The organism is Sphingomonas sanxanigenens DSM 19645 = NX02, from assembly GCF_000512205.2.
Taxonomy (GTDB): Bacteria; Pseudomonadota; Alphaproteobacteria; order Sphingomonadales; family Sphingomonadaceae; genus Sphingomonas_D; species Sphingomonas_D sanxanigenens.
This window is the reverse complement of sequence record NZ_CP006644.1, coordinates 5424559-5450857: the sequence shown is the minus strand read 5'-3', so window position 1 is coordinate 5450857 and position 26299 is coordinate 5424559. Positions and strand designations below refer to the sequence as shown.

The 26299-nt window shown below is 69.7% G+C and carries 25 protein-coding genes and 2 tRNA genes; 14 read left to right on the top strand and 13 right to left on the bottom strand.

Features of this window, described 5'->3' with window-relative positions; all coding sequences use genetic code 11:
- The first annotated feature begins 19 nt into the window (after positions 1 to 19).
- Positions 20 to 2437, top strand: coding sequence for a ligase-associated DNA damage response DEXH box helicase (locus NX02_RS25005; protein ID WP_025294902.1), 2418 nt, complete (start codon positions 20 to 22; stop codon positions 2435 to 2437).
- A 105-nt stretch (positions 2438 to 2542) separates the two neighbouring features.
- A complete protein-coding gene (locus NX02_RS25000; RefSeq protein ID WP_025294901.1) occupies positions 2543 to 3550 on the top strand; it encodes a retroviral-like aspartic protease family protein in 1008 nt (335 codons plus the stop codon).
- A 28-nt stretch (positions 3551 to 3578) separates the two neighbouring features.
- On the opposite strand, the gene ribA is transcribed toward NX02_RS25000, so the two are convergent.
- The 6 genes from ribA to NX02_RS24970 all read right to left on the bottom strand — a co-directional run bounded on the left by ribA (position 3579) and on the right by NX02_RS24970 (position 10430).
- Positions 3579 to 4643, bottom strand: a complete 1065-nt coding sequence (ribA, locus tag NX02_RS33760) for a GTP cyclohydrolase II (RefSeq protein ID WP_025294900.1) — start codon at positions 4641 to 4643, stop codon at positions 3579 to 3581.
- Entirely contained in the window at positions 4640 to 5434 is a 795-nt protein-coding gene (locus tag NX02_RS33755; protein ID WP_025294899.1) for an exodeoxyribonuclease III, read from the bottom strand. The genes ribA and NX02_RS33755 overlap by 4 nt, the downstream gene beginning before the upstream one ends.
- Positions 5435 to 5697: 263 nt before the next feature.
- The gene (locus tag NX02_RS24985; RefSeq protein WP_039998075.1) at positions 5698 to 6348 is read right to left on the bottom strand and encodes a LolA family protein; all 651 of its coding nucleotides are present in this window, start codon (positions 6346 to 6348) and stop codon (positions 5698 to 5700) included.
- Between the two features lie 82 nt (positions 6349 to 6430).
- Entirely contained in the window at positions 6431 to 8839 is a 2409-nt protein-coding gene (locus NX02_RS24980) for a DNA translocase FtsK (protein ID WP_025294897.1), read from the bottom strand.
- A 66-nt stretch (positions 8840 to 8905) separates the two neighbouring features.
- The gene (locus NX02_RS24975) at positions 8906 to 9421 is read right to left on the bottom strand and encodes a phosphoribosyltransferase (protein ID WP_025294896.1); all 516 of its coding nucleotides are present in this window, start codon (positions 9419 to 9421) and stop codon (positions 8906 to 8908) included.
- The gene (locus NX02_RS24970; RefSeq protein ID WP_025294895.1) at positions 9414 to 10430 is read right to left on the bottom strand and encodes an adenosine deaminase; all 1017 of its coding nucleotides are present in this window, start codon (positions 10428 to 10430) and stop codon (positions 9414 to 9416) included. Before NX02_RS24970 ends, NX02_RS24975 begins: the two co-directional genes overlap by 8 nt.
- A gap of 100 nt (positions 10431 to 10530) precedes the next feature.
- Between NX02_RS24970 and NX02_RS24965 the strand changes: the two genes are divergently transcribed.
- Together NX02_RS24965 and NX02_RS24960 are read left to right on the top strand one after the other, a co-directional pair.
- The gene (locus tag NX02_RS24965; protein ID WP_025294894.1) at positions 10531 to 11736 is read left to right on the top strand and encodes a UbiH/UbiF/VisC/COQ6 family ubiquinone biosynthesis hydroxylase; all 1206 of its coding nucleotides are present in this window, start codon (positions 10531 to 10533) and stop codon (positions 11734 to 11736) included.
- A gap of 21 nt (positions 11737 to 11757) precedes the next feature.
- The gene (locus tag NX02_RS24960; RefSeq protein ID WP_025294893.1) at positions 11758 to 12162 is read left to right on the top strand and encodes a hypothetical protein; all 405 of its coding nucleotides are present in this window, start codon (positions 11758 to 11760) and stop codon (positions 12160 to 12162) included.
- 38 nt (positions 12163 to 12200) lie between these two features.
- Here NX02_RS24960 and NX02_RS24955 read toward each other — a convergent pair whose 3' ends face one another.
- From NX02_RS24955 to NX02_RS24945, 3 genes are read right to left on the bottom strand one after another with little or no spacing between them, the layout of a single operon-like run.
- The gene (locus NX02_RS24955; RefSeq protein ID WP_025294892.1) at positions 12201 to 12389 is read right to left on the bottom strand and encodes a Trm112 family protein; all 189 of its coding nucleotides are present in this window, start codon (positions 12387 to 12389) and stop codon (positions 12201 to 12203) included.
- Positions 12386 to 13024 (bottom strand): LON peptidase substrate-binding domain-containing protein, encoded by a 639-nt coding sequence (locus tag NX02_RS24950; protein WP_025294891.1) that lies wholly within the window; start codon positions 13022 to 13024, stop codon positions 12386 to 12388. Before NX02_RS24950 ends, NX02_RS24955 begins: the two co-directional genes overlap by 4 nt.
- The gene (locus NX02_RS24945; protein WP_025294890.1) at positions 13024 to 13920 is read right to left on the bottom strand and encodes a tetratricopeptide repeat protein; all 897 of its coding nucleotides are present in this window, start codon (positions 13918 to 13920) and stop codon (positions 13024 to 13026) included. Before NX02_RS24945 ends, NX02_RS24950 begins: the two co-directional genes overlap by 1 nt.
- Positions 13921 to 14134: 214 nt before the next feature.
- Between NX02_RS24945 and NX02_RS24940 the strand changes: the two genes are divergently transcribed.
- Together NX02_RS24940 and NX02_RS24935 are read left to right on the top strand one after the other, a co-directional pair.
- Positions 14135 to 14209 (top strand) — tRNA-Gly (locus NX02_RS24940).
- Positions 14210 to 14390: 181 nt separating this feature from the next.
- Positions 14391 to 14465 (top strand) — tRNA-Gly (locus NX02_RS24935).
- Between the two features lie 67 nt (positions 14466 to 14532).
- Here NX02_RS24935 and NX02_RS24930 read toward each other — a convergent pair.
- The 3 genes from NX02_RS24930 to hemC are packed head-to-tail and all read right to left on the bottom strand — an operon-like array spanning position 14533 to position 17077.
- Positions 14533 to 15453 carry a hypothetical protein gene (locus NX02_RS24930; RefSeq protein ID WP_025294889.1) on the bottom strand — a complete coding sequence of 307 codons (921 nt, stop codon included), beginning with the start codon at positions 15451 to 15453 and terminating at the stop codon, positions 14533 to 14535.
- Positions 15454 to 15467: 14 nt separating this feature from the next.
- Positions 15468 to 16151 carry a uroporphyrinogen-III synthase gene (locus tag NX02_RS24925; RefSeq protein WP_025294888.1) on the bottom strand — a complete coding sequence of 228 codons (684 nt, stop codon included), beginning with the start codon at positions 16149 to 16151 and terminating at the stop codon, positions 15468 to 15470.
- Complete coding sequence (gene hemC, locus NX02_RS24920) at positions 16148 to 17077, bottom strand: hydroxymethylbilane synthase (RefSeq protein WP_039996827.1); 930 nt, start codon at positions 17075 to 17077, stop codon at positions 16148 to 16150. The genes NX02_RS24925 and hemC overlap by 4 nt, the downstream gene beginning before the upstream one ends.
- Positions 17078 to 17172: 95 nt before the next feature.
- On the opposite strand from hemC, the gene tsaD reads away from it, so the two are divergent.
- Genes tsaD through NX02_RS24905 form a run of 3 tightly spaced genes read left to right on the top strand, consistent with a single transcriptional unit; the run spans position 17173 to position 19745 of the window.
- Positions 17173 to 18207, top strand: coding sequence for a tRNA (adenosine(37)-N6)-threonylcarbamoyltransferase complex transferase subunit TsaD (gene tsaD / locus NX02_RS24915; RefSeq protein ID WP_025294886.1), 1035 nt, complete (start codon positions 17173 to 17175; stop codon positions 18205 to 18207).
- Positions 18208 to 18209: 2 nt separating this feature from the next.
- Positions 18210 to 19190 (top strand): NAD(P)H-dependent glycerol-3-phosphate dehydrogenase, encoded by a 981-nt coding sequence (locus NX02_RS24910; RefSeq protein WP_025294885.1) that lies wholly within the window; start codon positions 18210 to 18212, stop codon positions 19188 to 19190.
- A gap of 51 nt (positions 19191 to 19241) precedes the next feature.
- A complete protein-coding gene (locus NX02_RS24905) occupies positions 19242 to 19745 on the top strand; it encodes a DUF1993 domain-containing protein (protein ID WP_025294884.1) in 504 nt (167 codons plus the stop codon).
- Between the two features lie 18 nt (positions 19746 to 19763).
- Here NX02_RS24905 and NX02_RS31815 read toward each other — a convergent pair whose 3' ends face one another.
- Positions 19764 to 19934, bottom strand: coding sequence for a DUF1674 domain-containing protein (locus NX02_RS31815; RefSeq protein WP_084718073.1), 171 nt, complete (start codon positions 19932 to 19934; stop codon positions 19764 to 19766).
- A 69-nt stretch (positions 19935 to 20003) separates the two neighbouring features.
- Between NX02_RS31815 and NX02_RS24900 the strand changes: the two genes are divergently transcribed.
- The 5 genes from NX02_RS24900 (at position 20004) to purH (ending at position 26255) form a co-directional block, all read left to right on the top strand.
- The gene (locus NX02_RS24900) at positions 20004 to 20870 is read left to right on the top strand and encodes a M48 family metalloprotease (protein ID WP_025294883.1); all 867 of its coding nucleotides are present in this window, start codon (positions 20004 to 20006) and stop codon (positions 20868 to 20870) included.
- 78 nt (positions 20871 to 20948) lie between these two features.
- Positions 20949 to 22214: an RsmB/NOP family class I SAM-dependent RNA methyltransferase gene (locus NX02_RS24895; RefSeq protein ID WP_025294882.1), complete on the top strand. Its 1266-nt coding sequence runs from the start codon at positions 20949 to 20951 to the stop codon at positions 22212 to 22214.
- A 33-nt stretch (positions 22215 to 22247) separates the two neighbouring features.
- A complete protein-coding gene (rpe, locus tag NX02_RS24890; protein ID WP_025294881.1) occupies positions 22248 to 22913 on the top strand; it encodes a ribulose-phosphate 3-epimerase in 666 nt (221 codons plus the stop codon).
- Positions 22910 to 24646, top strand: a complete 1737-nt coding sequence (locus NX02_RS24885) for a heparinase II/III family protein (protein ID WP_025294880.1) — start codon at positions 22910 to 22912, stop codon at positions 24644 to 24646. The genes rpe and NX02_RS24885 overlap by 4 nt, the downstream gene beginning before the upstream one ends.
- Positions 24647 to 24665: 19 nt before the next feature.
- A complete protein-coding gene (gene purH, locus NX02_RS24880; RefSeq protein ID WP_025294879.1) occupies positions 24666 to 26255 on the top strand; it encodes a bifunctional phosphoribosylaminoimidazolecarboxamide formyltransferase/IMP cyclohydrolase in 1590 nt (529 codons plus the stop codon).
- Positions 26256 to 26299 lie beyond the last annotated feature (44 nt).

Below are 26299 nucleotides of genomic sequence, written 5' to 3'. Positions count from 1 at the left end.
GCCATCGGTCACATCGCCGATGTCCGCTGATCCCCCCTTTCCCCCGGTCCTCGCCGACTGGTTCGCCGCCAAGGGCTGGGCGCCGCGGCGACATCAGATCGACATGCTCGAAGCAGGGCGGGCCGGCGCGCATGCACTGCTTGTCGCCCCCACCGGCGCGGGCAAGACATTGGCGGGCTTCCTGCCCAGCCTGGTCGAGCTGATCGAGCAGCCGACCGGCGATCTCCACACGCTCTATATCTCGCCGCTCAAGGCGCTGGCGGTGGACGTCCAGCGCAATCTGCTGACCCCGATCGGCGAGATGGGGCTCGACATTCGCGTCGAGACGCGGACCGGCGACACCCCGTCCGACCGCAAGGCCCGGCAGCGCGCCCGGCCGCCGCAGATGCTGCTGACGACGCCCGAATCGCTCAGCCTGCTGCTCTCCTATCCCGACAGCTTCACGCTTCTCGCCGGCGTGCGGACGGTGGTGATCGATGAGGTCCACGCCTTCGCCACGCAGAAGCGCGGCGATCTGCTCGCGCTGTCGCTCAGCCGGCTGCAGGCGATCGCTCCGGCGATGCGTCGAGTCGCGCTCTCCGCCACCGTCGCCGATCCCGACGGCTATCGCGCCTGGCTGGCACCCGACGGCGATATCGATACCGTGACGAAGGTGATCGGCGAGCCCGGCGCGCCTGCCGATATCGCCATCCTGCTGCCCGAGGATCGCGTGCCCTGGTCCGGCCACTCGGGCAAATATGCCGCGCCGCAGGTGATGGCCGAGATCGAGACGCACAAGACCAGCATCGTCTTCTGCAACACCCGCGGCCTCGCCGAGCTGATCTTCCAGGAATTGTGGAAGGAAAACGACCAGAAGCTGCCGATCGGCATCCACCACGGCTCGCTCGATCGCGAGGCGCGCCGCAAGGTGGAGGCGGCGATGGCGGCGGGCAGGCTGCGCGCGCTGGTCGCGACCGCCAGCCTCGACCTCGGTGTCGACTGGGGCGACGTCGATCTCGTCGTCCAGATGGGCGCGCCCAAGGGCTCGTCGCGGCTGCTGCAGCGGATCGGCCGCGCCAACCACCGGCTCGACCAGGCATCGGAAGCCGTGCTCGTGCCGGGCAACCGCTTCGAATATCTGGAAGCGCGCGCCGCGCTCGACGCGGTCGAAGCCAACGAGCTCGATCCCGACATCTTCCGCCCCGGCGCGCTCGACGTGCTTGCGCAGCACATGATGGCCTGCGCCTGCGCGGCGCCGTTCGACGCGAAGGCGATGCTGGAGGAGGTGCGCTCCGCCCTCCCCTACAGCGCGCTCGACGAAGAGACCTTCATGCGCGTGCTCGGGTTCATCGAATCGGGCGGCTATGCGCTGCGCGCCTATGACCGCTTCAAGCGGCTGACGCATGGCGTCGACGGGATGTGGCGCGTCAGCCATCCCAATTTCGTCAAGCAGCACCGGCTGAACGCCGGCATCATCGTCGATGCGCCGACGCTCGACGTGCGGTTCAAGAACGGCCGCAAGCTGGGGACGGTGGAGGAATATTTCGCCTCGACATTGTCGCCGGGCGACACCTTCTTCTTCTCCGGCATCAGCCTCGAGGTGGAACGGATCGACACCGCCGACCTCGTGGTGCGTGCCACCGCGCGGCCGGCACGCATTCCCACCTATGTCGGCGCGCGCATGCCGCTTTCGACCAACCTCGCGCGGCGGGTGCGCGGTTTTCTTCACGATCGCAGCCAGTGGCCGCGCTTCCCGAACGACGTCCGCGAATGGCTCGAGATGCAGGACCGGCGATCGGTGATGCCGACACCGGGCCAGCTCCTCGTCGAGACCTTCCCGCATGAGGGGCGGCACTACATGGTCGCCTACAGCTTCGAGGGGTGGAACGCGCACCAGTCGCTGGGGATGCTCATCACCCGCCGGATGGAGACGCTGGGGCTGAGCCCGATCGGCTTCGTTTCCAACGATTATGCGCTCGCCTGCTATGGGCTGAAGCCGATCACCGATCCGGCGCGCCTGTTTTCCGCCGACATCCTCGAACATGAATTCGTCGAATGGGTGCAGGGATCGGCGCTGCTCAAGCGCGCCTTCCGCGAGGTGGCTGTGATCGGCGGGCTGGTCGAGCGCCAGCACCCCGGCAAGCGCAAGACCGGCAAGCAGGTCACCTTCTCCACCGACCTGATCTATGACGTGCTGCGCAAATATGAGCCCGGCCATCTGCTGCTGCAGGCCGCCTGGGCGGATGCGCGCGCGCGGATGACCGATGTCGGCCGCCTCGCCGACCTGCTCGACCGTGCCGCGGGCACGATGCTGCATGTCGACCTCGACCGGGTGACGCCGCTGGCGGTGCCGGTGCTGGTGATGATCGGGCGCGAGAGCGTCGCGCAGGGCACCGCCGACGACGAATTGCTGATCGAGGCCGAGTCGCTTGCGGCGGCGGCGATGCGCGCGGATTGATCCGTCTTCGTTCGATCGCCCGATCCTTCGACCAACGGCGCTTGCCCGGGCATCGCAACAGGCATAGCCTTCGCCGATAACACGCCCCGGGAGAGGTCAGGGGACATGGACATCGGAATGATCCGGCTGGCGGCGCTCGCGCTGCTCGCCACCCCGGCGGCAGCGCAGCAGGCGCCACCGCCGCAGCCGCCGCCCGCGCAGGCCCCCCGGCAGGTCGCCACGATCGATACGGACAGCACGCGCGATATCGTCACGACGGAGGACGATGATCGCATCACCGTTCCCGTCAGCGTCGGCGGGCGCGGCCCCTATCGCTTCCTGATCGATACCGGCGCCGAGCGCACCGTGATCGCCGCGGAGCTCGCCGCCAACCTCGGGTTGGCGGACAGCGGCACGGTGCGGCTGCACAGCATCTCCGGCGAAGACCGGGTGCCGACGGTGTCGCTCACCGATCTCGATCACGGATCGGGGCTGATGCCGCTGGTGCGCGCGCCCTCGCTGCCGATCCGCTTCCTGGGTGCCGACGGCATCCTCGGCATCGACAGCCTCGAGAACAAGCGGCTGACGATCGACTTCCGCAAGCAGACGATGACCATCGGCGACGCGCGCAAGCGTGTGGAGCAGTGGGACGACGACGTGATCGTCGTCCGCGCCAAGCGCCGCTACGGCCAGCTGATCCTCGTCGATGCCGCGGTCGATGGCCAGAAGGTGGCGGTGATCCTCGATACCGGCACGCAGGTGTCGGTCGGCAATCTCGCGCTGGAACGCCGGCTGACCGGGCGCCGCACCACGCGCGCCGCGGTGCCGATCACGATCACCAGCGTGACCGGCGGGCAGCTCACCGCGAATTACACCGCGATCCGCAAGATCCGCGTGGGCGGCGCGATTCTCACCGACATGCCGGTGGCCTTCGCCGACCTGCACAGCTTCAAGATACTCGACCTGATCGATCGGCCGGCGCTGCTGCTGGGCATGGACGCGCTGGCGCTGTTCGACCGCGTGTCGGTGGACTTCGCCAACAAGAAGGCGCGCTTCGACATGCCCGACACCGGATCGCGGCCGCTGCCGGGATCGCGGATGGCGGCGCGCGGCGGACCCAAGCCCGTCCGCTGAGGACGGGGATGGACCATGTGCGGGTAGCCTAAAGCTGGTGGCCGGTGCGGTCGCGCTTGGTTTCCAGATAGCGCGCATTGTGCGGATTGGCGGGCAGCGCGTGCGGTACCCGTTGCGCAACGGTGATGCCCGCCGCTTCCAGCCCGGCGACCTTTTCGGGATTGTTGGTCATCAGCCGCACCCGCGTCTGCCCTAGCAGCTTCAGCATCTGCGCCGCGACACCGAAATCGCGCGCGTCGACCGCGAAGCCCAGCCGAAGATTGGCATCGACCGTATCGAACCCCTGATCCTGCAGCGCATAGGCACGCAGCTTGTTGACGAGGCCGATGCCGCGCCCTTCCTGCCGCAGATAGAGCAGGATGCCCCAGCCCGCCGCCGCGATCGCGTGCAGCGCGGCATCGAGCTGCGGCCCGCAATCGCATTTGAGGCTGCCGAGCACGTCGCCCGTCAGGCACTCGCTGTGCAGGCGGACGAGCGGGGTGGTGCCGTTGGGGGAGCCGATGACCAGCGCGACATGCTCACCGGCATGTTCGGGGCTGCGGAACGCGATGATCTCGGCCTGCTCGGACGCGGTGACGGGCAGCCGCGCACGCGTCGCGATGCACAGCCGCGTGGCATCCTCATGCGCAGCGATGTCCGCCGGCGTGATCAGCGAAGAATCTTCGCTGTCGCCGCCGCGCACGAAGAAGGCCGGCATCAATCCGGCGATCCGCGCCAGTTCGAGCGCCGCCGCCGACGCGCCCGGCGCTTCGGTGGCGACCGCGCGGAAGGGGCCCTTGAGCGGGGTCGCGAGGTCGAGCACCGGATCGGCGATCGCGGTCGCGGTCGCCAGGTCGAGCCAGGGCGTGCGGGCGATGCGCACCGGCAGCCCGGGTTCGGCGGCGTCGCGCTGGTTGGCGAGCTTGAGCGTCGCCGCGCGCGCCGCGGAGATCAGCACGTCGGCCTGCCCGCCCGGATCGAACGCCGCGAGTCGCTGGTCGTCCGCCGCCTCGATCGCAAGCAGGCCGATCGCATCGTCGCCATCCGCGATCGTGACCGGCCAGCCGCGCCGCAGCGCGTCGATCGCACGGGCCGCGGCGCGCGGGTCGCTCAAAATTCGAACTCGACGATCAGCGGCACATGGTCGGACGGCCGGGTCCAGCTCCGGCACGGTTCGAGCACGCGGTGCGTCGTGGCCTGCGCCGCGAGCTGCGGGCTTGCCCACATATGGTCGAGCCGGCGGCCGCGGTCGCTGGCCGCCCAGTCCTTCGCGCGATAGCTCCACCAGCTGTAATAGCGCTCGGGTGCGGGAATGAAGGTCCGGCCGAGATCGACCCAGCCATGCGCGGCCTGCATACCCGCCAGCGCCTCGACCTCGATCGGGGTGTGGCTGACGACGTCGAGCAACTGCTTGTGGCTCCACACGTCGCTTTCCAGCGGTGCGATATTGAAATCCCCGACGATCAGGGTGGGGGTCTTCAGCGTCTCCGACCAGCGCGTCATCCGCTCGACGAAATCCAGCTTCTGGCCGAATTTGGGATTGAGCGTGCGATCCGGGATGTCGCCACCCGCGGGCACATAGACATTCTCGAGGCGGAATCCGTTCTCGAGCTGGACGCCGATGTGGCGGGGCTCGCCATTGGCCTGCCAGTCCAGCCGGTCGTCCTCGCGCATCGGCACGCGGCTGAGGATGGCGACGCCATGGTGCATCGGCTGGCCGTGCAGCACCTGATGGGTATAGCCGAGCTGGTGGAACATCGCGGTGGGGAAGATATCGTTCACGACCTTGGTTTCCTGCAGGCACAGGATGTCGGGTTCTTCCTCGCGCAGCAGCCGCTCGACGATGTCGATTCGGGCGCGGACCGAATTGATGTTCCAGGACGCGATCTTGAGGCGGTCGTTCATTGCGGCGCTCTAAACCACGCGCCGTTCGGGGGAAATCGCTTTTCCGCAGCCGGATTGCGCGCTGCCCCAAAAGGAAAGACCCCCGCTCCGGGGGCATGGAGCGGGGGCCGACCTGGCGTTCGTCACGCAGGCAGGTCGCGAAGCGTAGGTAGGCAACAGGGGGAAAATCCCACCGGCTCCGCGACCGCATGACCTATGTAGCGAGTCGAAGCTTACACAGGGATGAATGACGAAAATGTAATGTTCGGGGACGGTTCAGGCCGTCACCGCATGCGCGGCCCCTGCGGACGCGGATCCTTGAACTTGAAGACGCTGTCCGCCACGGGCGCGTTGAACTTCTGGTCGGTCAGGCGAACCGTGGTGCGGTTGTTCTGCGAATCGATCGCCACCCAGCCCTGCAGCATCAGCCCGGCGGGCGCGGACGGGGTGCGCGCGAAGGCCAGGGTGATCGCGCCGAATTCCGGCCGCTTGGGATCGCGCGCCTCGACGAGCAACAGCCGCGGATCGATACCCGGCACGACCTTGGCGACGCGCGCCAGATCCTTGTCGGGGTTAAGCAGCACCGCGAGCGGCGAGTTGCCGATCGGCCAGCGCGATAGCTGCCGGACCGAATAGTCGATGAAGTAGAGCGACTTGCCATCTGCGACGACGAGCGTGTCGACGCCCTTCTGATAGGCGAAGCGCACCTTGCCGGGGCGCTTCAGCGTCATCGTGCCGGTCACGGTGCGGCCGGCACGGTCGGTTTGGGAGAAGGCCGCGGTCATCGTCTGCACCGCCTTCATGTGCGCCTGCACCTGGGCAACGCCCGAGTCGGCGGGTGCCGATTGCGCGACCGCGCCGGTCGAAAGCGCCAGCGGCGCGAGGACGACGCTCGCCGAACCGAGGGTAAGCGCGAAGCGGAAGGATCGGGTCATGTTCTTTCCATTCATGCGGCGCAGGGTTGGCCGGATGGCGTTGAACGCGCCCTGAACCCTTCGGTTGCGCGTCGGGCGCCGCTCAGCGCGGCGAACCGTCCTGCTCGACCAGCACCTCGCGCCGGCCGACATGGTCGGGGCGGGACACCAGCCCCTCGCGCTCCATCCGCTCGATGAGGCGCGCGGCGCTGTTGTAGCCGACGCGCAACTGGCGCTGCAGCCAGCTCGTCGATGCCTTCTGGCTTTCCGCGACGAGCTGCACCGCCTTGCGATACATCTGCTCTTCGGGGCTGTCGTCGCCCTCCGGCGCGCCGTCGATGCTGTAGCCGCCGTCTTCGGGCTCCTCGGTCACGGCGGTGATATATTCGGGCGCGCCCTGCGCGCGCCAATGGTCGGTCACCAGCCGGACTTCCTCGTCGCTGACGAAGGGGCCGTGGACGCGCGCGATCTGCTTGCCGCCGGGCATGTAGAGCATGTCGCCCTTGCCCAGCAGCTGTTCGGCGCCCTGTTCGCCCAGGATCGTGCGCGAGTCGATCTTGCTGGTCACCGAGAAGCTGATTCGCGTCGGCAGATTGGCCTTGATGACGCCGGTGATGACGTCGACCGAGGGGCGCTGCGTCGCCATGATCAGGTGGATGCCCGCCGCGCGCGCCTTCTGCGCCAGCCGCTGGATCAGGAATTCGACCTCCTTGCCGGCGGTCATCATCAGGTCGGCCAGCTCGTCGACGATGACGACGATCTGCGGCAGCGGTTCGTATTCGAGCTTTTCTTCCTCGTAGATCGGCTGGCCGGTCTCGGCATCATAGCCGGTCTGCACGCGGCGGCCGAGATCCTGCCCCTTGGACTTGGCGCCGCGCACCTTCTCGTTGAAGCTGGCGAGCCCGCGCACGCCGATCGACGCCATCATGCGATAGCGGTCCTCCATCTGCTCCACCGCCCATTTCAGCGCGCGCACCGCTTTCGCGGGCTCGGTGACGACGGGGGAGAGCAGATGGGGGATACCGTCATAGATGCTCAGTTCGAGCATCTTCGGATCGATCATGATCATCCGGCACTGGTCCGGAGTCAGCCGGTAGAGCAGCGACATGATCATGCAGTTGAGGCCGACCGACTTGCCCGAGCCGGTGGTGCCGGCGACGAGCAGATGCGGCATCGGCGCAAGATCGGCGATCACCGGATCGCCGGCGATGTTCTTGCCGAGCACGATCGGCAGCTGCGCCGACATATCCTCGAACGATTGCGAGGCGATCAGTTCGTGCAGCACGACCATCTCGCGCTTCTGGTTGGGCAGCTCGATGCCGATCACGCTGCGGCCGGGAATCGTCGCGACGCGCGCCGACAGCGCCGACATGTTGCGCGCAATATCGTCGGCCAGCTGGATCACGCGGCTCGCCTTGATGCCCGCCGCCGGTTCCAGTTCATACATGGTGACGACCGGCCCCGGACGCACCTCGACGATCGACCCCTTCACATGGAAGTCGTCGAGCACCGATTCGAGCAGCCGGGCGTTGCGCTCGAGCCCCGCCTTGTCGATCTGCTGGCCGGTGCTGGGCGGCGCCGCCTTGAGCAGTTCGAGCGGCGGCAGCGTGTAATTGTCGCGCAGGTCGAGCGAGGTCTGCCGGGGCGGCCGCTGCGCCACCTGCGACGGCGGCGCGGGGCGGTCGGCGATCACCGGGCGGGGACGCTCCTCGGTCGGCGCCGGCGCGCGCGGCATCGGGTCTGCCACCAGTTCCTCATCGTCCCGAACGCGCTCGGGCCGGCGCGCCGCCGGTACGGGACGCCGCGGCTCCTCGACCGCGTCGTCGATCACCTCGTCCCCCGCGTCCGCCTCGGCGCGGGTACGGCGCGATTCGCCGCCGCGGCGACGGAACAGCCAGGCGCGCTCGACGTCGTCCAGGCCGAGGCTGCGCGCCCACAGCGCGACACCGCCGATGCCGACGAGCGCGCCGATCGCCAGCGCCGACCACCAGATGATTCGCGCATCGCCGATAAAGTGGAGCGCCCAGCCCACCCCCTGCGCGAGCGCAAGGCCGATCACGCCGCCAGCACCTGCCGGCAGCCCCGCGACCGAGCCGGGCTTGATCAGGGAAACGCCGGCACCGATCAACACGATGCCGATCGCGGCCCGCACCAGCATGCCGCGCCAGCCGCCGGTCGGCACGCCGCGCCACAGCCGCACCGCGATCACCAGCATCAGCGGCGCCAGAAGGCCGGCGCAGGGGCCGAACAACACCAGCAGCAGATCGGACAGATAGGCGCCGGGCAGCGCCAGCAGGTTCTGCGCGGGGCCGCCCGCGGCGGTGTTCAGCGCCGGGTCGCTCGGATGATAGCTGGCAAGCGCCAGCACCAGCAGGATCGTCGCCAGAATGAGCAGGAGGGCGCCGGCAAGCGCACCGCTGCGCACCGCACGGCGCTTCACGCCGTCGCGCCAGCCCGGCCCCGTCGCGCCGGATGCGCCCGCCTTTGCGGGTGTTGCCGCGCGGCTCGCCATCGCGTTTCCCCGTTTTTGTGCGTCAAATGTTCCAGCGCCGAACAATCGCCGAGGCGGGACTCCGCGTCAAGCCAGCCGTTCCGGCACGTCGGCGGCGTCTTCGACCAGCCTGGTTTCGGGCGCCAGCGCTTCCCATGGAAACACGAACCAGCGCTTGTCGCTCGCGCGGTCGATCGTGCGCGAGCAATAATCGACATGCGCCTGCGAGCGGATGTTGTTGATGAGCACCGCGACGCGGACGTGATCCGGCACGCCGCCCGCCTCGCCGATCGCGCGGCGCAGATAGCCGATCGTCTTCCCCGAATCATTGATGTCGTCGACGATCAGCAGGCGCTGCCCGGCGCGCGTCTCCGCCGCCAGCTTCTCCAGCAGTTCGTCGGCGAAGCTGATATGCCTGCTCGACACGTCGACGCTGAGCAGCTGGATGCCCGTCGCCTGGCTCAGATAGGCACCGGGGACGAGCCCGCCCCGGCCGACGCCGACCAGCCAGTGCGGCTTCCAGTCATCGTCGGCCAGTGTGGCGGCGATCGCCAGCACATCGGCGACGAAGGTTTCGTGGGTGATCGGTGCGAAGTCAGGCATGGGCGGCCACATACTCGTCGAGCGCGGCGAGGTGCAAGGCAACGACGTCGTCGGGAAGGAAAGAACCGAGGAAGCTGTTGCGCGCCAGCGTCACCGCATCGTCGCGGTCGATCCCGCCGGCCGCGGCAAGCACGCGGAAATTGTCGTTCACATAGCCGCCGAAATAGGCCGGATCGTCCGAATTGATCGTCACGCGCAGCCCCTGCCGCAGCATCCTGGGCAGCGGATGGTCGGCGATGTCGTCGACCACGCACAGCTTGAGGTTGGAAAGCGGGCAGACCGTGAAGGTCATCGCGCTGCGCGCCAGCCGCACGACGAGCGCCGGATCCTCCAGCGCGCGATTGCCATGGTCGAGCCGCTCGATCTCCAGCAGGTCCAGCGCCTCATGGACATATTCGGGCGGTCCCTCCTCGCCGGCATGCGCGACGATGCGCAGCCCCCTGGCCCGGGCGGCCGCGAAGACACGCGCGAACTTCGCGGGCGGATGGCCGACCTCGGACGAATCGAGGCCGACGCCGGTGATGCGGTCCAGCCATGGCTCGGCGGCCTCCAGAGTCGCGAAGGCGGCATCCTCGTCGAGATGGCGCAGGAAGCAGAGGATCAGCCGCGCGGTGACGCCATGGCGTTCCGCCGCCTCGTCGATCGCGGAGAGCAGCCCCTCCATCACCGTCGCCAGGTCGATGCCGCGATCGGTGTGCGTCTGCGGATCGAAGAAGATCTCGGCATGGCGCACATTGTCAGCGGCGGCGCGCGCGAAATAGGCGGCGGCGAGGTCATGGAAATCCTGCGCGGTGATCAGCACGCCGGCGCCGGCATAATAGATGTCGAGAAAGTCCTGCAGGTTCGAGAAGCTGTAGGCCGCGCGCACCTCCTCCACCGAGGCGAAGGGGATCGCGACGCCGTTGCGCTCGGCCAGCGCGAACATCAGCTCGGGCTCGAGGCTGCCCTCGATGTGCATATGCAGTTCGGCCTTGGGAAGGCCGGCGATGAAGGTATCGAGATCGGACATGGCGGGATGATTGGCGGCAAGCGCAGGTGCGGGCAAGTGCGTAAATCGGGGATCGGTCTGCTGGATTGGCCGCCGCGTCATCCCGCGCTAGAGAGGATGCATGACCCGCTATGACGTGATCCTCCTCGGCGGCGGCCTTGTCGGCCAGACGCTGGCGCTCGCCCTCGCATCCGGGGGCCTGCGCGTCGCCGTGGTCGATCCCGCCGATCCGGCAAGCGTGCTCGCCCCACGGTTCGACGGCCGCGCCTCGGCGGTGTCGAGTTCGAGCTGGCGGATGCTGCAGACGATCGGCGTCGCCGAGCGCCTGGGGCCGGGCTGCGCGATCGCCGGCATCCGGGTGAGCGAGGGGCTGGGCGGCGGCGGGCTCGATTTCCAGCCCGCGCCCGAGGACGAGCCGCTGGGGCACATGTTCGAGAATCGCGAGTTGCGCGTCGCGCTGCGCGCCGCGGTGCTCGAACAGCCGCTGATCGAATTGCTCATGCCGGCGGTGCCGCAGGCGGTGGAGCGCAACGCGACCGAGGTCAGCGTGACATTGGCGGACGGCCGGGTTCTCAAGGCGGCGCTGCTGATCGGCGCCGAGGGGCGCCGTTCGCCCACCCGCGACGCGGCCGGGATCAAGATCGCGCGCTGGCAATATGATCATGTCGCGATGATCGCCGGCATCGATCATGAGAAGCCGCACGGCAACACCGCCTATGAGATCTTCTATCCGGCGGGGCCGTTCGCGATCCTGCCGATGCTGCCGGGCACGCGCTCGGCGATCGTCTGGACGGTCGCGACCAAGGATGCCGAAGGCTTCCTGGCGCTTTCCGAACGCGCCTACACCGCCGAACTGGAAAAGCGGATGGGCGGCTTCCTGGGCGCGATCAAGCTGATCACCCCGCGTTCCTCCTATCCGCTGGGCTTCCACCACGCGACGACCATCACCGGCGAACGGCTGGCGCTGGTCGGCGATGCCGCGCACGGCATCCATCCGATCGCGGGGCAGGGGCTCAACCTCGGCTTCCGCGATGTCGCTGCACTCGCCGAGGTACTGGTCGATGGCGCGCGGCTGGGGCTCGATCTCGGCGACGCGCAGCTGCTCGAACGCTATGAGCGCTGGCGCAGCGTCGACACGCTGATGGTCGCAGCGTCCACCGACACGCTGACCCGCCTGTTCGGCATGCCCGGCCGCTCGGCCAGCGCGGTCCGCCGCTTCGGCCTGTCGGCGGTGCAGCGCATCCCGCCGCTGAAGCGCCGCTTCATGGCGGAGGCACGCGGCGAGAGCGGCGCGCTGCCGCGGCTGCTGCAGGGCATGACGGTCTGATCCGGGCGACGGGGACAGGGTATGAGCTGGGATATCTCCGTTCAGGATCTGCCTCCAGTCGCAACGATCGAAGACATCCCTGATGATTTCGAGCCCGCGCCGCTCGGCCTCCGCGCGACGTTGATCGATCGCATCCTTGCAGCCTTGCCCGGTGCGGACTTTTCCGATCCTTCATGGGGCATCATCGAAGGGGAAGGCTGGTCGATCGAGGTGAGTACCGGCGCCGAAGATGTCTGCCAGAGCATTGCGCTGCATGTGCGAGGCGGCGGCGCGGTGATCGCTACGGTCGATGCGATCATCGCGCAGGTCGGCGGCAGGGCGCTCGATTGCCAGACCGGCGCCTTCTACGATCCCGGGGCAGCGAAGCAGAGCTTCGCCGACTGGTCGGCATATCGCGATCAGGTTTTGGGTCGCGCCGAGGATTGAACGCGCCCGCATGGAGAAGAGGGGGCGGATCGCGCCCCTTAGTCCGAAAGCGGCCGAGCGTCCTCGATCAGCAACACCGGGATCCCGTCGCGTACCGGATAGGCCAGCCCCGCCGCGTCGGAGATCAATTCCCGGGCCTCGGCATCATAGCGCAACGGTGCGCGTGTCGCCGGACAGACGAGAATCGCCACCAACGTCGGATCGAGCGCGTTCCCGTCCGCCGTCACTGAAGCGTTACCTCATCGTCATCGTCGCTCGCCCGGCGGCCGAAGAACTGCAGGAGCTGCATCACCAGTTCGGCACGGTCGTTGAGCAACGGCGCCTCCAGCAACGCCTGTTTCGCCGCCACATCGAACGGCGCGATCTGGGCGATGCCGTTGACCAGCGATTCGTCGTCGAGCTTCGCGACCGATTCCCAATCGACCGCATAGCCCTGCGAATCGGCAAAACGCCGCGCCTCGCTTTCCAGCGCAGCCCGCGCGGCGATGCCGAGCGCCGCGGGTTCGCCGACGTCCTCGAGCACCGCCTCGACCTGCCGGAACGGCGTCGTCACGTCGAGCTCGCGGATCAGGCGGAACCGCGCCACTCCGGAGAGGATGATGTTGAAACGCCCCTCGTCGAGCGCCTCGACATGGGCGATGTGGCCGACGCAGCCGACCGCGAACAAGGGCGAGGGATCGCCCGCGGCGCGCGGCTGGATCATCGCGATGCGCCGGTCACGCGCCATCGCATCGCTCACCAGCGCCCGATAGCGCGGCTCGAAGATGTGCAGCGGCAGCTGCATGCGCGGAAACAGGATCGCGCCGGCGAGCGGAAAGATGGAAAGTCGCGCGGTCGCGCTGCCGGCGCCGGCGGACGGCATCAGGTGAACAGTACGGCCGACAGCCGGCGGCGCTGCGCGCTCACCCACGGATCCTCGAGACCGACCACCTCGAACAGCGTGAGCAGCCGCTGGCGCGCGGCGCCGTCGTTCCATGCGCGGTCGCGGCGGATGATCTCCAGCAGCGAATCGGCCGCGCCCTCACGATCGCCCGCCGCCATCTGGCCGCCGGCAAGCTCGAAGCGCGCCTCATGATCGTCGGGATCGGCGGCAACCCGCGCGACCAGCCCGGCGAGATCGTCGACCGGCTGCGCTTCCTTGGCGAGCACCAGCGCAGCCTGCGCGCGCTGGATCGCGCTATCCTTCGCCTGTTCGGGCGTCAGGGTCGCCATCAGCGCCTCCGCCTCGGCGGTATTGCCCAGCGCGACGAGCGCACGGACCTGCCCGGAGATCACCTGCGAATCCTCCGGCGCCATCTCGGCAATCTGGCCGAAGATCGCAAAGGCACGTTCGGCATCGCCCTCGGCCAGCACCTGCTCACCCATTTCGATGAGCGGCGCGATGTCGGCGGCCAGGCTCTGCGCCTCGCCCTGGATCGGAAGCTGGCGCAGGATCTGGTCCAGCATCTGCGAAAGCTGCGATTCGGTGCGCGCCGAGGTCAGGTCAGCGACCGGCTGGCCCTGGAAGATCGCATAGACGGTGGGAATCGAGCGGATCTGGAACTGCGCGGCGATGAACTTCTGCTCATCCACGTTGATCTTGACGAGCTGGACGCCCTTGTCGGCGTAGGTCGCAGCGACCTTTTCCAGAACCGGGGTGAGCGCCTTGCACGGCCCGCACCATTCGGCCCAGAAATCGAGGATCACCAGCGAGGTCATCGAGGGTTCGACGACGTCGCGCTTGAAGGTCTCGATCGCCTCGCGTTCGGCGGCGGTCATGCCGAGAGTGGCCAAGTTCATGCTCCAGACTGAGTTGCCACAGTCATATGGGGGCGGGCGATGCCCGCTGCCAACCCCTTTCGCGGCGGCCGCCCTATTCGCGCGCTCTCCGGAAAAAATCGAACTGATGGGTTGCCACCCCCAGGAGCCGATGCTAGTGGCCGCGCCTCACCCGCTCTCGGGGTGCTGAGGCACACCGGGAAGCAAGCGCCGAGCGGGCGTAGCTCAGGGGTAGAGCACGACCTTGCCAAGGTCGGGGTCGAGGGTTCGAATCCCTTCGCCCGCTCCAGCGTTTAAAGGGAACACGAAAAGGCTCGCCACCGGCGGGCCTTTTTCGTTTCCGGACGTGCCGAATCGCCATCGGTGGCCGCGTGAGCGATTCATCGGGTTGTCACCTGCCGAAGCCGGTGCTAGTGGCCCCGCCTCACCCGCTCCCGGGGCGTAGATGCGCACCGGGAAGCAAGCGCCGGGCGGGCGTAGCTCAGGGGTAGAGCACGACCTTGCCAAGGTCGGGGTCGAGGGTTCGAATCCCTTCGCCCGCTCCACGCTTCCTTGCCGGAAGTGACGCCAAAAAGCCCGCCGCACGGCGGGCTTTTTCGTTTCGACCGCCGATCAGCCCGCGGGCGGCGCGCGTTCGGTGTCGGCCACGGCCGCATCTGCAGCCGCGGCGGCCGGTGGCACCGTGGCAACCGGGGGCGGCGCCAGCGCGGCAGCACGCGGCTCGGTGATCGCAGCGGTTTCGATCGTATCGAGCGCCTGCCGCGCCTCGTCATAGCGGCGCGCGGCGGCGATCCATGCACGCGCCTTCTCCCGACCCGGCATGCGCGCGACCTCGGCAAGCGCCGCATCGACCCGGCCACCTTCCAGGCGGCGCTTCGCGCGCGCGAGTCGCTCGCCGGGCGCGGGCGATGGCGCATCGTTGCGACGCACGACGACCAGGTTCGAGAGTTCGCGGCGGAACCCATCCCACCAGCCTTCGTCCGCTGCTCCGCCCAGCAATTCGGGGGCGGCATCGTCGAGCCCGGCACGCAGATCGTCCAGGGTCACCGGCATGCGTGAGGCGGCGACGATCATCGCCACCGCGCGCGGCTGCGTGGGGCCGAACCGTTCGCGCAGCTGCGCTTCGAGATAGCCGAGCTGCATCCCGCGATCGAGCGCGCGCCGCGCGGCAAAGGCGATCAGCAGCCCCTCGGCGCGCGTCGCATTGCCGGCAGCCTCGCGCGCATGTCCATCGATATTGGAAAGCCGCGATTCGAGATCGGCCACGCGCGTGTCGATCGTCAATGGCGGCGTGGCCGGATAGACCGGCGCGGGCACCACCGCCTCGGCCGGCACGCCGCCGCCGCGCGACGTATCCCGCTGCGGCGCGTCGCCGCCACGTCCGAACCATGAATCGCCATAATGGCTCATCGCCCAGCCCATCACCAGCAATCCGGCAAGGAAGGCGATCGCGACCGTGAGCAGCGTGTTGCGCCAGGGGCGGGCGGCGGGGGGGCGGCCGATCACCGGCTGCACCGTCGATTCCGCAGTCATCAAGGTTCCTCAAGTCATTCGCTGTCGGGGTTTACATCGCACAAGCCGGCAGCAGCCGCCAGCAAGGCCGGATCGGCGGGCGACCCGGCGACGGCGACCGCGCGCCAACCGTCACCGGCGGCGCGCGCGGTGGCAGCGCTGATCGCAGCGATCCGCAGGCGCGAACGCGCCTCGGGCGGCAGCAATGCCGCCAGCACGGCCGCCGCGCGCGGCGAATGGAGCAGCGCGATCGTCGCCGCGTCGATCACCACCCCGGCCAGCGGATCGGCGCGTTCGACCGCGGCATAGACGATGATGCGGCTGATCCCCGGTGCGTCGAGCGCGATGTGATCGGCACCGGCGAGGTGCAGCAAGCGGCTGACACCGTCGCGCGCCGCGCGTTCGACCAGCGCCGCCGCATCGCGATCACCCGTCCGGATATCGACGAAGCCGGCGTCGCGCGCCGCCGCCGCGGTCGCCGCGCCCACGGCGTAAAGGGGCAGCGCCAGATAGGTCGCCAACGCCGCGCCGCCGAGTCGTGCCGCGTTCGCGCTGGTCATCATCACCGCATCGAAGGCGGCGGGGTCGGGCGCCGCCCAACGGACCGGCGCGACCGTGAACAGCGGCGCCACGACGCTGCCGAACCCCAGGGCCGCAGCCCGCGCCGCGGTGGCGTCGGCGCCGGGTTGCGGCCGCAGGATCAGCAGCCTTGCCGTCATCCCCCGAACAGCGCGGCGAGCGCCGGCGGCGCATCCGCGAGCAACGCCTTCGCCAGAACCGCAGCGTCGTCGGGCGCCCCGCGCGCGATGCGAAGCTGTCCGGCGCGCGATTCGCTGCCGTCGCCGGTCAGGATCTCGGCGTCGATCAGGATCGACTCGCCGTCCAGTCGGGCGAGCGCGCCAACCGGCGACCGGCAATCGGCGGCGAGCGCAGCCAGCAACGCGCGTTCGGCCAGCACGCAATCATGCGTGTCGCGATCGTCGATCGCGGCGAGCAGCGCGCGCGTCGCCGCATCGTCGGCACGCGCTTCGATGCCCACCGCGCCTTGCGCCGGCGCCGGCAGCATCGTCTCGATCGGGATCGTCGCGCCGATACCCGGCTGGCCCAGCCGATCGAGCCCGGCCGCGGCGAGCAGGGTCGCCTGCGCCTCGCCCGCCTCGAGCTTGGCGAGGCGGGTGGCGACATTGCCGCGGAACAAGGTGGTCGAAACGTCCGGCCGCAGCCGCTTGAGTTGCGCCGCACGGCGCGGCGAGCTGGTGCCGACCACCGCCCCTTCGGGCAGCGCCTCGACCGAGGGCGCGCCGATCAGCCTGTCGCGCACATCGGCGCGCGGCAGCATCGCGGCGATGACGATCTCGGGCGGGCGGATCGTCTCGACATCCTTCATCGAATGCACGCAGAAATCGACCTCGCCCACCAGCAGCGCCCGATCGAGCTCCTTGGTCCACAGCGCCTTGCCGCCGACCTCGGCGAGCGCGCGATCCTGAATGCGGTCTCCCGAGGTGCGGATCGGTACGATCTCGATGGCAGTATCGGCCAGGCCGTGCGCGGCGATCAGCGCGGCGCGCACCATATTGGCCTGGATCAGGGCGAGCGGCGATCCGCGGGTGCCGAGACGGAGCGGGGAGGGGGAAATCAGGGCCATAATACGCTGTGCTAGACCATTGCACGGCAACGGGGGAGCCGCTTTTCGGTACCCCCGCGCCTTGCCCTTGCGCCCGGCGTGGCTAGATGGGGGCGATGAGCCTGATCCTCGGCCTTGAATCGAGCTGCGACGAGACCGCCGCGGCGCTCGTGACCTCCGATCGTCGCATCCTCGCGCACAAGCTGGCGGGGCAGGAAGAGGCGCATCGCCCGTTCGGCGGCGTCGTGCCCGAAATCGCGGCGCGCGCGCATGTCGAGCGGATGACGCCGCTGGTCGAGGCCGCGCTGGCGGAAGCGGGCATTTCGCTGCGCCAGGTCGATGCGATCGCCGCGACCGCCGGCCCGGGGCTGATCGGCGGCGTGATGGTGGGGCTCGTCACCGCCAAGGCGCTGGCGCATGCCGCGGGCAAGCCGCTGATCGCGCTCAACCATCTCGAAGGCCATGCGCTGAGCCCGCGCCTGGCCGATCCCGATCTCGAATTTCCCTATCTGCTGCTGCTCGTCTCGGGCGGGCATTGCCAGTTGCTGCTGGTCGAAGGCGTCGGCACCTATCGCCGCCTCGCGACGACGATCGACGATGCCGCGGGCGAAGCGTTCGACAAGACCGCCAAGCTGCTCGGCCTCGGTTTTCCCGGCGGCCCGGCGGTGGAGCGCGCGGCGCTTCTCGGCGATCCCGGGGCGGTGCCGCTGCCACGTCCGCTGGTCGGCTCGGCCGAACCGCATTTCTCCTTCGCGGGTCTCAAGAGCGCGGTGCTGCGCGCGCGCGACGCGGGCATCCACCGCCCCGAGGATATCGCCGCATCCTTCCAGCAGGCGGTGATCGACTGCCTGATCGATCGCACCGCGCGCGCCATCGGCCGCGCGCCCCAGGCGACCGCATTGGTGATGGCGGGCGGCGTCGCCGCCAACACCCCGATCCGCGCCGCGATCGAGGGGCTGGCCGCGCGCAACGGCCTGCGCTTCGTCGCGCCGCCGCTGTGGCTGTGCACCGACAATGGCGCGATGATCGCCTGGGCGGGTGCCGAGCGTTTCGCCGCCGGGCTGTTCGACGGACTCGACGCGCCGGCGCGCCCGCGCTGGCCGCTCGATCCGACCGCGGAAAAGGCGCGTGGCGCGGGAGTGAAGGCATGACGATGCGGCTGGGCGTGATCGGGGGAGGCGCCTGGGGCACGGCGCTGGCGCAGACCGTCGCGGGCGAGGGAGAACCCGTTCTGCTCTGGGCGCGCGAGCCCGAAGTGGTCGAGGCGATCAACGCCGATCGTGAGAATCGCCTCTATCTGGCGGGCATCCCGCTCGCCCCCGGCATCCGCGCAACGACCGCGATCGAGGACCTCGGGCAATGCGATGCGCTGCTCGTCGTCACCCCGGCGCAGCACATGCGCACTATATTGCACATGCTGCCGGCGGGCGATCGGCCGCTGGTGCTCTGCGCCAAGGGCATCGAGGCGGGCAGCGCAATGCTGATGAGCGAGGTCGCGCTCGAGGTGCAGCCGGCGGCGGCGATCGCGGTTCTTTCCGGCCCCACCTTCGCGCATGAAGTGGCGCAGGGGCTGCCGACGGCGATCACCCTGGCCTGCGATGACGAGGCGCTTGGCGCGGCACTGGCGCAGCGCATCGCCAGCCCCGGCTTCCGGCCCTATGCGTCACGCGACGTGATCGGTGCCGAGGTGGGCGGTGCGGTCAAGAATGTGCTCGCGATCGCCTGCGGCGTCGTCGAGGGCGCGGGACTGGGGCAGAACGCCCGCGCCGCGCTGATCAGCCGGGGTTTCGCCGAAATGACCCGGTTCGGGCTGGCGCGCGGCGCGAAGGCGGAGACGCTGGCTGGCCTCGCCGGGCTCGGCGATCTGGTCCTCACCTGCTCCTCGACCAGCTCGCGTAACTTCTCGCTGGGCCGCGGTCTCGGCGAAGGCAGGTCCGCCACCGACCTCCTCGCCGACCGTCGCACCGTGGCCGAAGGCGCCTTCACCGCGCCCGTGCTGCGCGATGCGGCGCGCGCTGCGGATGTGGACATGCCGGTGGTCGAGGCGGTCTGCGCGCTGCTCGACGGCAGCGCGTCGGTCGATGCGATCGTGGAGCAACTGCTGGCCCGGCCGTTGCGACCCGAGGGAGAATGACCCCGCATCGCCCCCGGAATTGACCCGACATTCCCCAAAAGGAGACCCGCCGTGCCCACGCTCCATCAGACCAGCATTCCGCCGCTCATCGCGGGCCTCCGCCACCTGGCGGGGTTCATCGTCATCGCCGAAGCCCATCTGGCGAAGGAGGGGCTGGCCGAGGACGGCCTCGTTCAGGCCCGGCTGCATGACGACATGATGCCGTTTTCGGGGCAGGTGCAGCGCGCCAGCGACACGGCGCGCTTCCTCGTCACCCGGCTGGGCGCGGGTGCGCCGCTGGCAATGCCCGACACCGAACAGAGCTTCGTCGAGCTGCGCGGGCGGATCGAGGCGACGATCGCCTATCTGGAACAGGCCGACGCGGCGGTGATCGACGCGAGCGAGGACAAGAGCGTCACGCTCAAGGCGGGCGCCAGCGAGCGCGAGTTCACCGGCGCATCCTATGTGCTGACCTTCGCGCTGCCCAATTTCTACTTCCACGTGACCACGGCATATGCCGTGCTCCGCCATCGGGGCGTACCGCTCGGCAAGCTGGATTTCCTGGGCTGGCGCTAGGCAGCGCCCGTCGCGGCGTCAGAAATCGATCGCGATCCCCTTCGACACCCAGTCGCCATAGCGCGTCGGATTGTTCGCATCGCCCGGATCGATCCGCGGCGGCGCGTCGATCGGATCGGGCTTCGGCACCGGCGGACTCTTGGAGAGGTGCGCGGGCGGCTTGAGGTGGGCGGGACGCTGGCCGGCCATATGCGGGCTCCTGACTGATTGAAGCGGATCGAAGGATCCCCACATTGTCGGTCAGGAGGTATTTGCCAAGTGAACGGTATGAAGACCGGCATGTTGCTCGCCGCGCTGACCGCCCTGTTCATGGGTGTCGGCCTGGCCATTGGCGGCCCGCGCGGCGCGGTGCTGGCGCTGGTGGTGGCGGCGGGGATGAACCTGCTCACCTACTGGAACGCCGACCGCATCGTGCTTTCGATGCACAACGCCAAGGAAGTCGACATCCGGTCCTGCCCTGAGCTCGTCGGCCTCGTCCACCGCCTCGCGCGCCGGGCCGGGCTGCCCAATCCGCGCGTCTATGTGATCGACAGCCCGCATCCCAATGCCTTCGCCACCGGCCGCGATCCGGACCATGCCGCGGTCGCCGCGACCACCGGGCTGCTCGGCATGCTCGACCGCGACGAGATCGAGGGCGTGATGGCGCATGAGCTGGCGCATGTCCGCAACCGCGACACGCTGGTGATGACGATGGTCGCGACGATCGCCGGTGCCATCTCGATGATCGCCAACTTCGGATTGTTCTTCCGCGGCGACCATCGCACCAATGCGCTGGCCACCCTGCTCGCGGTGCTGGTCGCGCCGTTCGCGGCGATGATCGTCCAGCTGGCGATCAGCCGCGCGCGCGAATATGGCGCGGATCGGGGCGGTGCCGAGATTTCGGGCAAGCCCCGCGCGCTCGCCTCGGCGCTGGCCAAGCTGGCGGCGGGGGCGCGGCAGGTGCCCAATCCGGTGGTGGCGCGCCATCCCGCGACCGCGCAGCTCTATATCGTGCCAGCGCTCTCGGGCATGTTCTCGACCCACCCCGCGACCGCGGACCGGATCGCTGCGCTGGAGGAGATCGCCGGCACCGGTTCGGCACCCCCGCCGCGCCGCCGCTCTGCCCTTGATCCGCACCGGCGGTGACCCCGGACGAAACGGGTTCGGCGACAATTTTGTTGCAGGGGGCTTTATGCCGCCGTGCTTTGCGCCGATGGCTCGGCAATGACCACAAGAGAAGAAGGGGCGGGGGTTCCCGCCCGCCGCGCGGCGCTGCGGCTGCTGGACGCGATCCTGCGCCAGGGGCTGCCGCTGGAAGCCGCGCTCGACGGTGCGACGCGCGGCATCCAGAACGAATCCGATCGTGCGCTGGCGCATGCGCTTGCCGCGACCGTGCTGCGCCGGCTTCCCGACCTCGACGAGCTGATCGATTCGGCGACGCGGCAGCGCCTGCCCGACGATGCCAAGGCGCGCTTCGTGCTGCGCATCGCCTTCGCGCAGGCGCTGATCCTGGGCACCCCGCCGCATGCCGCGATCGCGACGACCCTGCCGCTGGTCGATGGCGGCCCGCGCCGGCTGGTGCATGGCGTGTTCGGCACGGTGATGCGCCGCGGCGCGACCCTGCCCGAGCCGCCGACGCTGCCGCCGCAGGTCGCGATGCGCTGGGGGCCGGCGTGGGGGGGCGAGATGATCGCAGCGGCGGAAGCGGCGATCGCCCGTCCCGCGCCGATCGACCTCGTCATCGGCCGCGGCGACACCCCCGAGATCGCCGAGGCGCAGGTGCTTGCCCCCAACCATCTGCGCCTGCCCGCCGGAACGCCGGTGCGCGAACTGCCGGGCTATGCCGAAGGCGCCTGGTGGGTGCAGGATCTGGCCGCGGCGATTCCCGCCCGGCTGCTGGGCAGCGGCGCGGGGCGGACGGTGCTCGACCTGTGTGCCGCCCCCGGCGGCAAGACGATGCAGCTTGCCGCTGCCGGCTGGGCGGTGACCGCGGTCGAAGCCTCGGCGCCGCGCCTCGGACGGCTGCGGGAGAATCTGGAGCGCACCGGCCTTGCCGCCGATCTGGTCGAGGCCGACGTGATGGCGTTCGCGCCGGCAGCGCCCGCCGATGCGGTGCTGCTCGACGCGCCCTGCAGCGCGACCGGCATCTTCCGGCGCCACCCCGACGTGCTCCATCGCGCGCGGCCCTCGGCAATCAAGGCGGCGGCGGCGGTCCAGACCGCGATGCTCGATCGCATCGCCGACTGGGTGAAGCCGGGCGGGCTGCTGGTCTACGCGACCTGTTCGCTGGAGCCAGCCGAGGGCGAAGCGCAGCTCGAGCGCTTCCTTGCCGCGCACCCCGACTATGCGATCGACCCGGTCGCGGCGGACGAACTGCCCGCCGGCGTCCCGCCCAGCCCCGACGGCTCGGTCCGCACGTTGCCGGGCATGCTCGCGCAGCAGGGCGGACTCGACGGTTTCTTCATCGCACGGATGCGGCGTGCTGCTTGAACCGCCCGAATCGCGGGGCTAGGGACGCGGGCAATGACCCGTTCCCCGATCCTCATCGCGCCATCGATCCTGTCTGCCGACTTCGCACGGCTGGGTGAGGAGGTTCGCGCAATCGACGCGGCCGGCGCCGACTGGATCCATGTCGATGTGATGGACGGCCATTTCGTGCCCAACATCACGATCGGCCCGGGTGTGGTGAGGGCGCTGCGCCCGCACACCGCGAAGCCGCTCGACGTCCATCTGATGATCTCGCCGGTGGATGCCTTTCTGGAGGCGTTCGCCGAGGCCGGCGCCGACATCCTCACCGTCCATCCGGAGGCGGGTCCGCACGTCCACCGCAGCGTGCAGGCAATCAAGGCGCTGGGGAAGACGGCCGGTGTCGTCCTCAATCCCGCGACGCCCGCGAAGATGCTCGACTATCTGATCGAAGACGTCGATCTCGTGCTGGTGATGAGCGTCAACCCCGGCTTCGGCGGCCAGAGCTTCATCGAAAGCCAGCTCCGCAAGATCGAGGCGATCCGCAAGATGATCGACAAGGTCGGCAAGCCGATCCGGCTGCAGGTGGATGGCGGCATCGATCGCGCCACCGCGCCGCGGGCGATCGCCGCCGGTGCCGATGTGCTGGTCGCCGGCACCGCGACCTTCCGCGGCGGCCCCGATGCCTATGCGGACAACATCCGGGCACTGCGCGGCGGGTGACCGACCGGGAGCCGATCGAGCCGGACGCCGACGGCATCGACGAAGGCAAGCGGCTGATCCGGGTGGGGGGCGACAAGGGTTTGTCGCTCACCGAGCGGTTCGCCAACCAGATCCATCGCTTCACCTGGCGCACGCCGCTGCATGCGCTGCGGCTGCGCGGCCGCTTTCCGCTGAAGCTGGTCGCGGTGCCCGAAGATCCGATGCCCGGCGATGCGCGCGCCGGCATCGCGCTGCTCAAGGGCGAGATCGCGTGGCGGGGCGAGACGCTGCCGATCGCCGAGCTCGACTTCGCGAAGCTCAAGGTCTCGACGCCGCTGATGGCGTATCTTCACGGTTTCGGCTGGCTGCGCGACCTCGCCACCGCGGGCACGCGTGCCGCCGCCGTGCCGGTGGCCGAATCGATCATGCGCAAATGGCTGGCGGTGCACGGCGATACCGTGTCCGACCCGGCATGGCATTATGATCTGTGCGCGCGGCGGATCCTGCTGTGGTCCGCGCATGCCCCGCTGATCCTGTCGTCGGGCGACCTGATCTATCGGTCGGCAGTGCTCAACGGGCTGGCGCGGGCCGCGCGCCACCTCGATCGCGGCGCGGACCGTGCCCCGCCGGGCGCCGCGCGGATCGCGGCATGGGCGGGCGTGGTCGCCGCCGGACTGCTGATCCCGGGCGGGCAGCCGCGGCGGGCGTTCGGCGAGACGGGGTTCGCCCGCGCGCTCGACAGCGGCTTCTTCGGCGACGGTGGACTGATCAGCCGGTCGCCGGCGGCCCTGCTCGAAACGATCGAGCTGCTGGCGATGCTGCGCCAGGTCTATGCCTGCCGCCGCGAGCGGCTGTTCCAGCCGGCGCAGGCGGCGCTCGACCATGCGGTGCCCGCATTGCTCGGCATGCTGCACGGCGACGGCGCGATGGCGAGCTGGCAGGGCGGCGGGCCGCTGGGGGCCGAGCGCGTCGAGGCGGCGGTCGCCGCCACCGGCGTACGCGCCCGGCCGCTGCGGCAGGCGCGCGACTGGGGCTATCAGCGGCTGGCGGCGGGCAGCAGCGTGGTCATCATGGATGCCGCGCCGCCACCGGTATCGCGGCTCGCGACGGGCGGCTGCGCCTCCACATTGGCGTTCGAACTGTCGGACGGGCCGCACCGCATCGTCGTCAATTGCGGTGGCGCCGGCATGGGCGGCGGCTGGCTGCCCCAGGATCTGGCCGAAGGCTTGCGGACCACCGCGGCGCATTCGACGCTGATCCTCAACGACCATAATTCGACCGCGATCCACCCCGACGGCAGCCTTGGCAAGGGTGTGAGCGCGGTCGAGCTCGACCGGCAGGAGAATGACGGCGGCAGCCGCGTGGAGGCAAGCCATGACGGCTATGCGCGGCGCTTCGGCCTGATCCATCGCCGCACGCTGAACCTGAGCGCGGACGGACGCGAGTTGACCGGTGCCGACGCGCTGGAACCCACCGGGCGGCGTCATCGCGATGGCGTGGCCTTTGCGCTGCGGTTCCATCTGGCGCCGGGCATCGAGATTTCGGCGCTCGCCGACGGCCAGGGCGCGCTCCTGCGCGTGCCCGGCGGCCCCGTGTGGCAGTTCCGCTGCACCGGTGGCATGCTGTCCACCGAGGAAAGCCTGTGGGTGGACGGCAAGGCGCGGCCGCGGGGCTCGCGCCAGCTGGTGATTTCCGGAGAAGCCCTTGCCGGCGGTACCGCCATCGGCTGGGTGTTCAAACGAGCGGGTCAATAGACAGGGTTTTTGAAGAGAAATGACGGATGCGAAGATCGCGCGGGCACTGCTTTCGGTGTCCGACAAGAGCGGATTGGTCGCGCTGGGGCAGGCGCTGGCCGGCCATGGCGTCGAGCTGGTCTCCACCGGCGGCACCGCGAAGGCGCTGCGCGACGCCGGCCTCGCGGTGAAGGACATCTCCGAGCTCACCGGTTTCCCCGAGATGATGGACGGCCGGGTCAAGACGCTGCACCCCAAGGTCCATGGCGGCCTGCTGGCGGTGCGCGACGACCCCGCGCACCTCGCCGCGATGGCGGAGCATGGGATCGGCGCGATCGATCTCGTCGTCGTCAACCTCTACCCTTTCGCGCAGACCGTGGCGAAGGGCGCCGAGCGTGACGAGATCATCGAGAATATCGACATCGGCGGCCCGTCGATGGTCCGTTCGGCGGCGAAGAACCATGCCCATGTCGCGATCGTCACCGATCCCGCCGACTATGCCGAGCTGATCGCGGCGCTCGCCGAGACCGGCGGCGCCACCAGCCTGGCGTTCCGCCGCCGCCTCGCCGCCAAGGCCTATGCCGCGACCGCCGCCTATGACGCGATGATCTCGCAATGGTTCGCCTTCGCCGACCAGGGCCAGGCCTTCCCGGACATGCTGGCGCTGACCGCCGTTCGCGGCGACGAACTGCGCTATGGCGAGAATCCGCACCAGCAGGCGGCGCTCTACGTGCCCGCCGGCCCGCACGTCCGCGGCATCGCGCAGGCCGAGCAGCTGCAGGGCAAGGCGTTGAGCTACAACAATTACAACGACGCCGACGCGGCGCTGGAGCTGGTCAGCGAGTTCCGCGACGGCCCGCCGACCGTGGTGATCGTGAAGCACGCCAATCCTTGCGGCGTCGCGACCGGCGAAACGCTGGTCGAAGCCTATGCGGCGGCGCTCGCCTGCGACAGCGTGTCGGCGTTCGGCGGCATCATCGCGGTCAACCGTCCGCTCGACGGGCCGACCGCCGAGGCGATCAGCGGGATCTTCACCGAAGTGGTTGCGGCGCCCGGCGCCGACGAAGAGGCGCGTGCGATCTTCGCCAAGAAGAAGAATCTGCGCCTGCTGCTGACCGGCGAACTGCCCGATCCGGCGCGCCCCGGGCTGATGCTCAAGAGCATCGCCGGCGGCTATCTCGTCCAGTCACGCGACAATGGCCGGGTGACGCGCGAGATGCTGAAGGTCGTCACCAAGCGCGCGCCGACCGAGCAGGAACTGACCGACAGCCTGTTCGCCTGGACGGTGGCCAAGCATGTGAAATCCAACGCGATCGTCTACGCCAAGGGCGGCTCGACCGCGGGCATCGGCGCTGGCCAGATGAACCGGCTGGAGTCCGCGCGGATCGCGGCGTGGAAGGCGAAGGACGCCGCCGAGAAGGCGGGCTGGGCCGAACCGCGCACGATCGGCTCCGCGGTCGCCTCCGACGCCTTCTTCCCCTTTGCCGACGGCTTGCTGGCGGCGGTCGAGGCCGGCGCCACCGCGGTGATCCAGCCGGGCGGCTCGATCCGCGACGAGGGCGTCATCGCCGCCGCCGATGCGGCCGGGCTGGCGATGGTGTTCACCGGAATGCGCCACTTCCGGCATTGAAGCGCCTCTCCTCCCCGGCGCTGCGCCGGGGAGGAGAGAGAGGA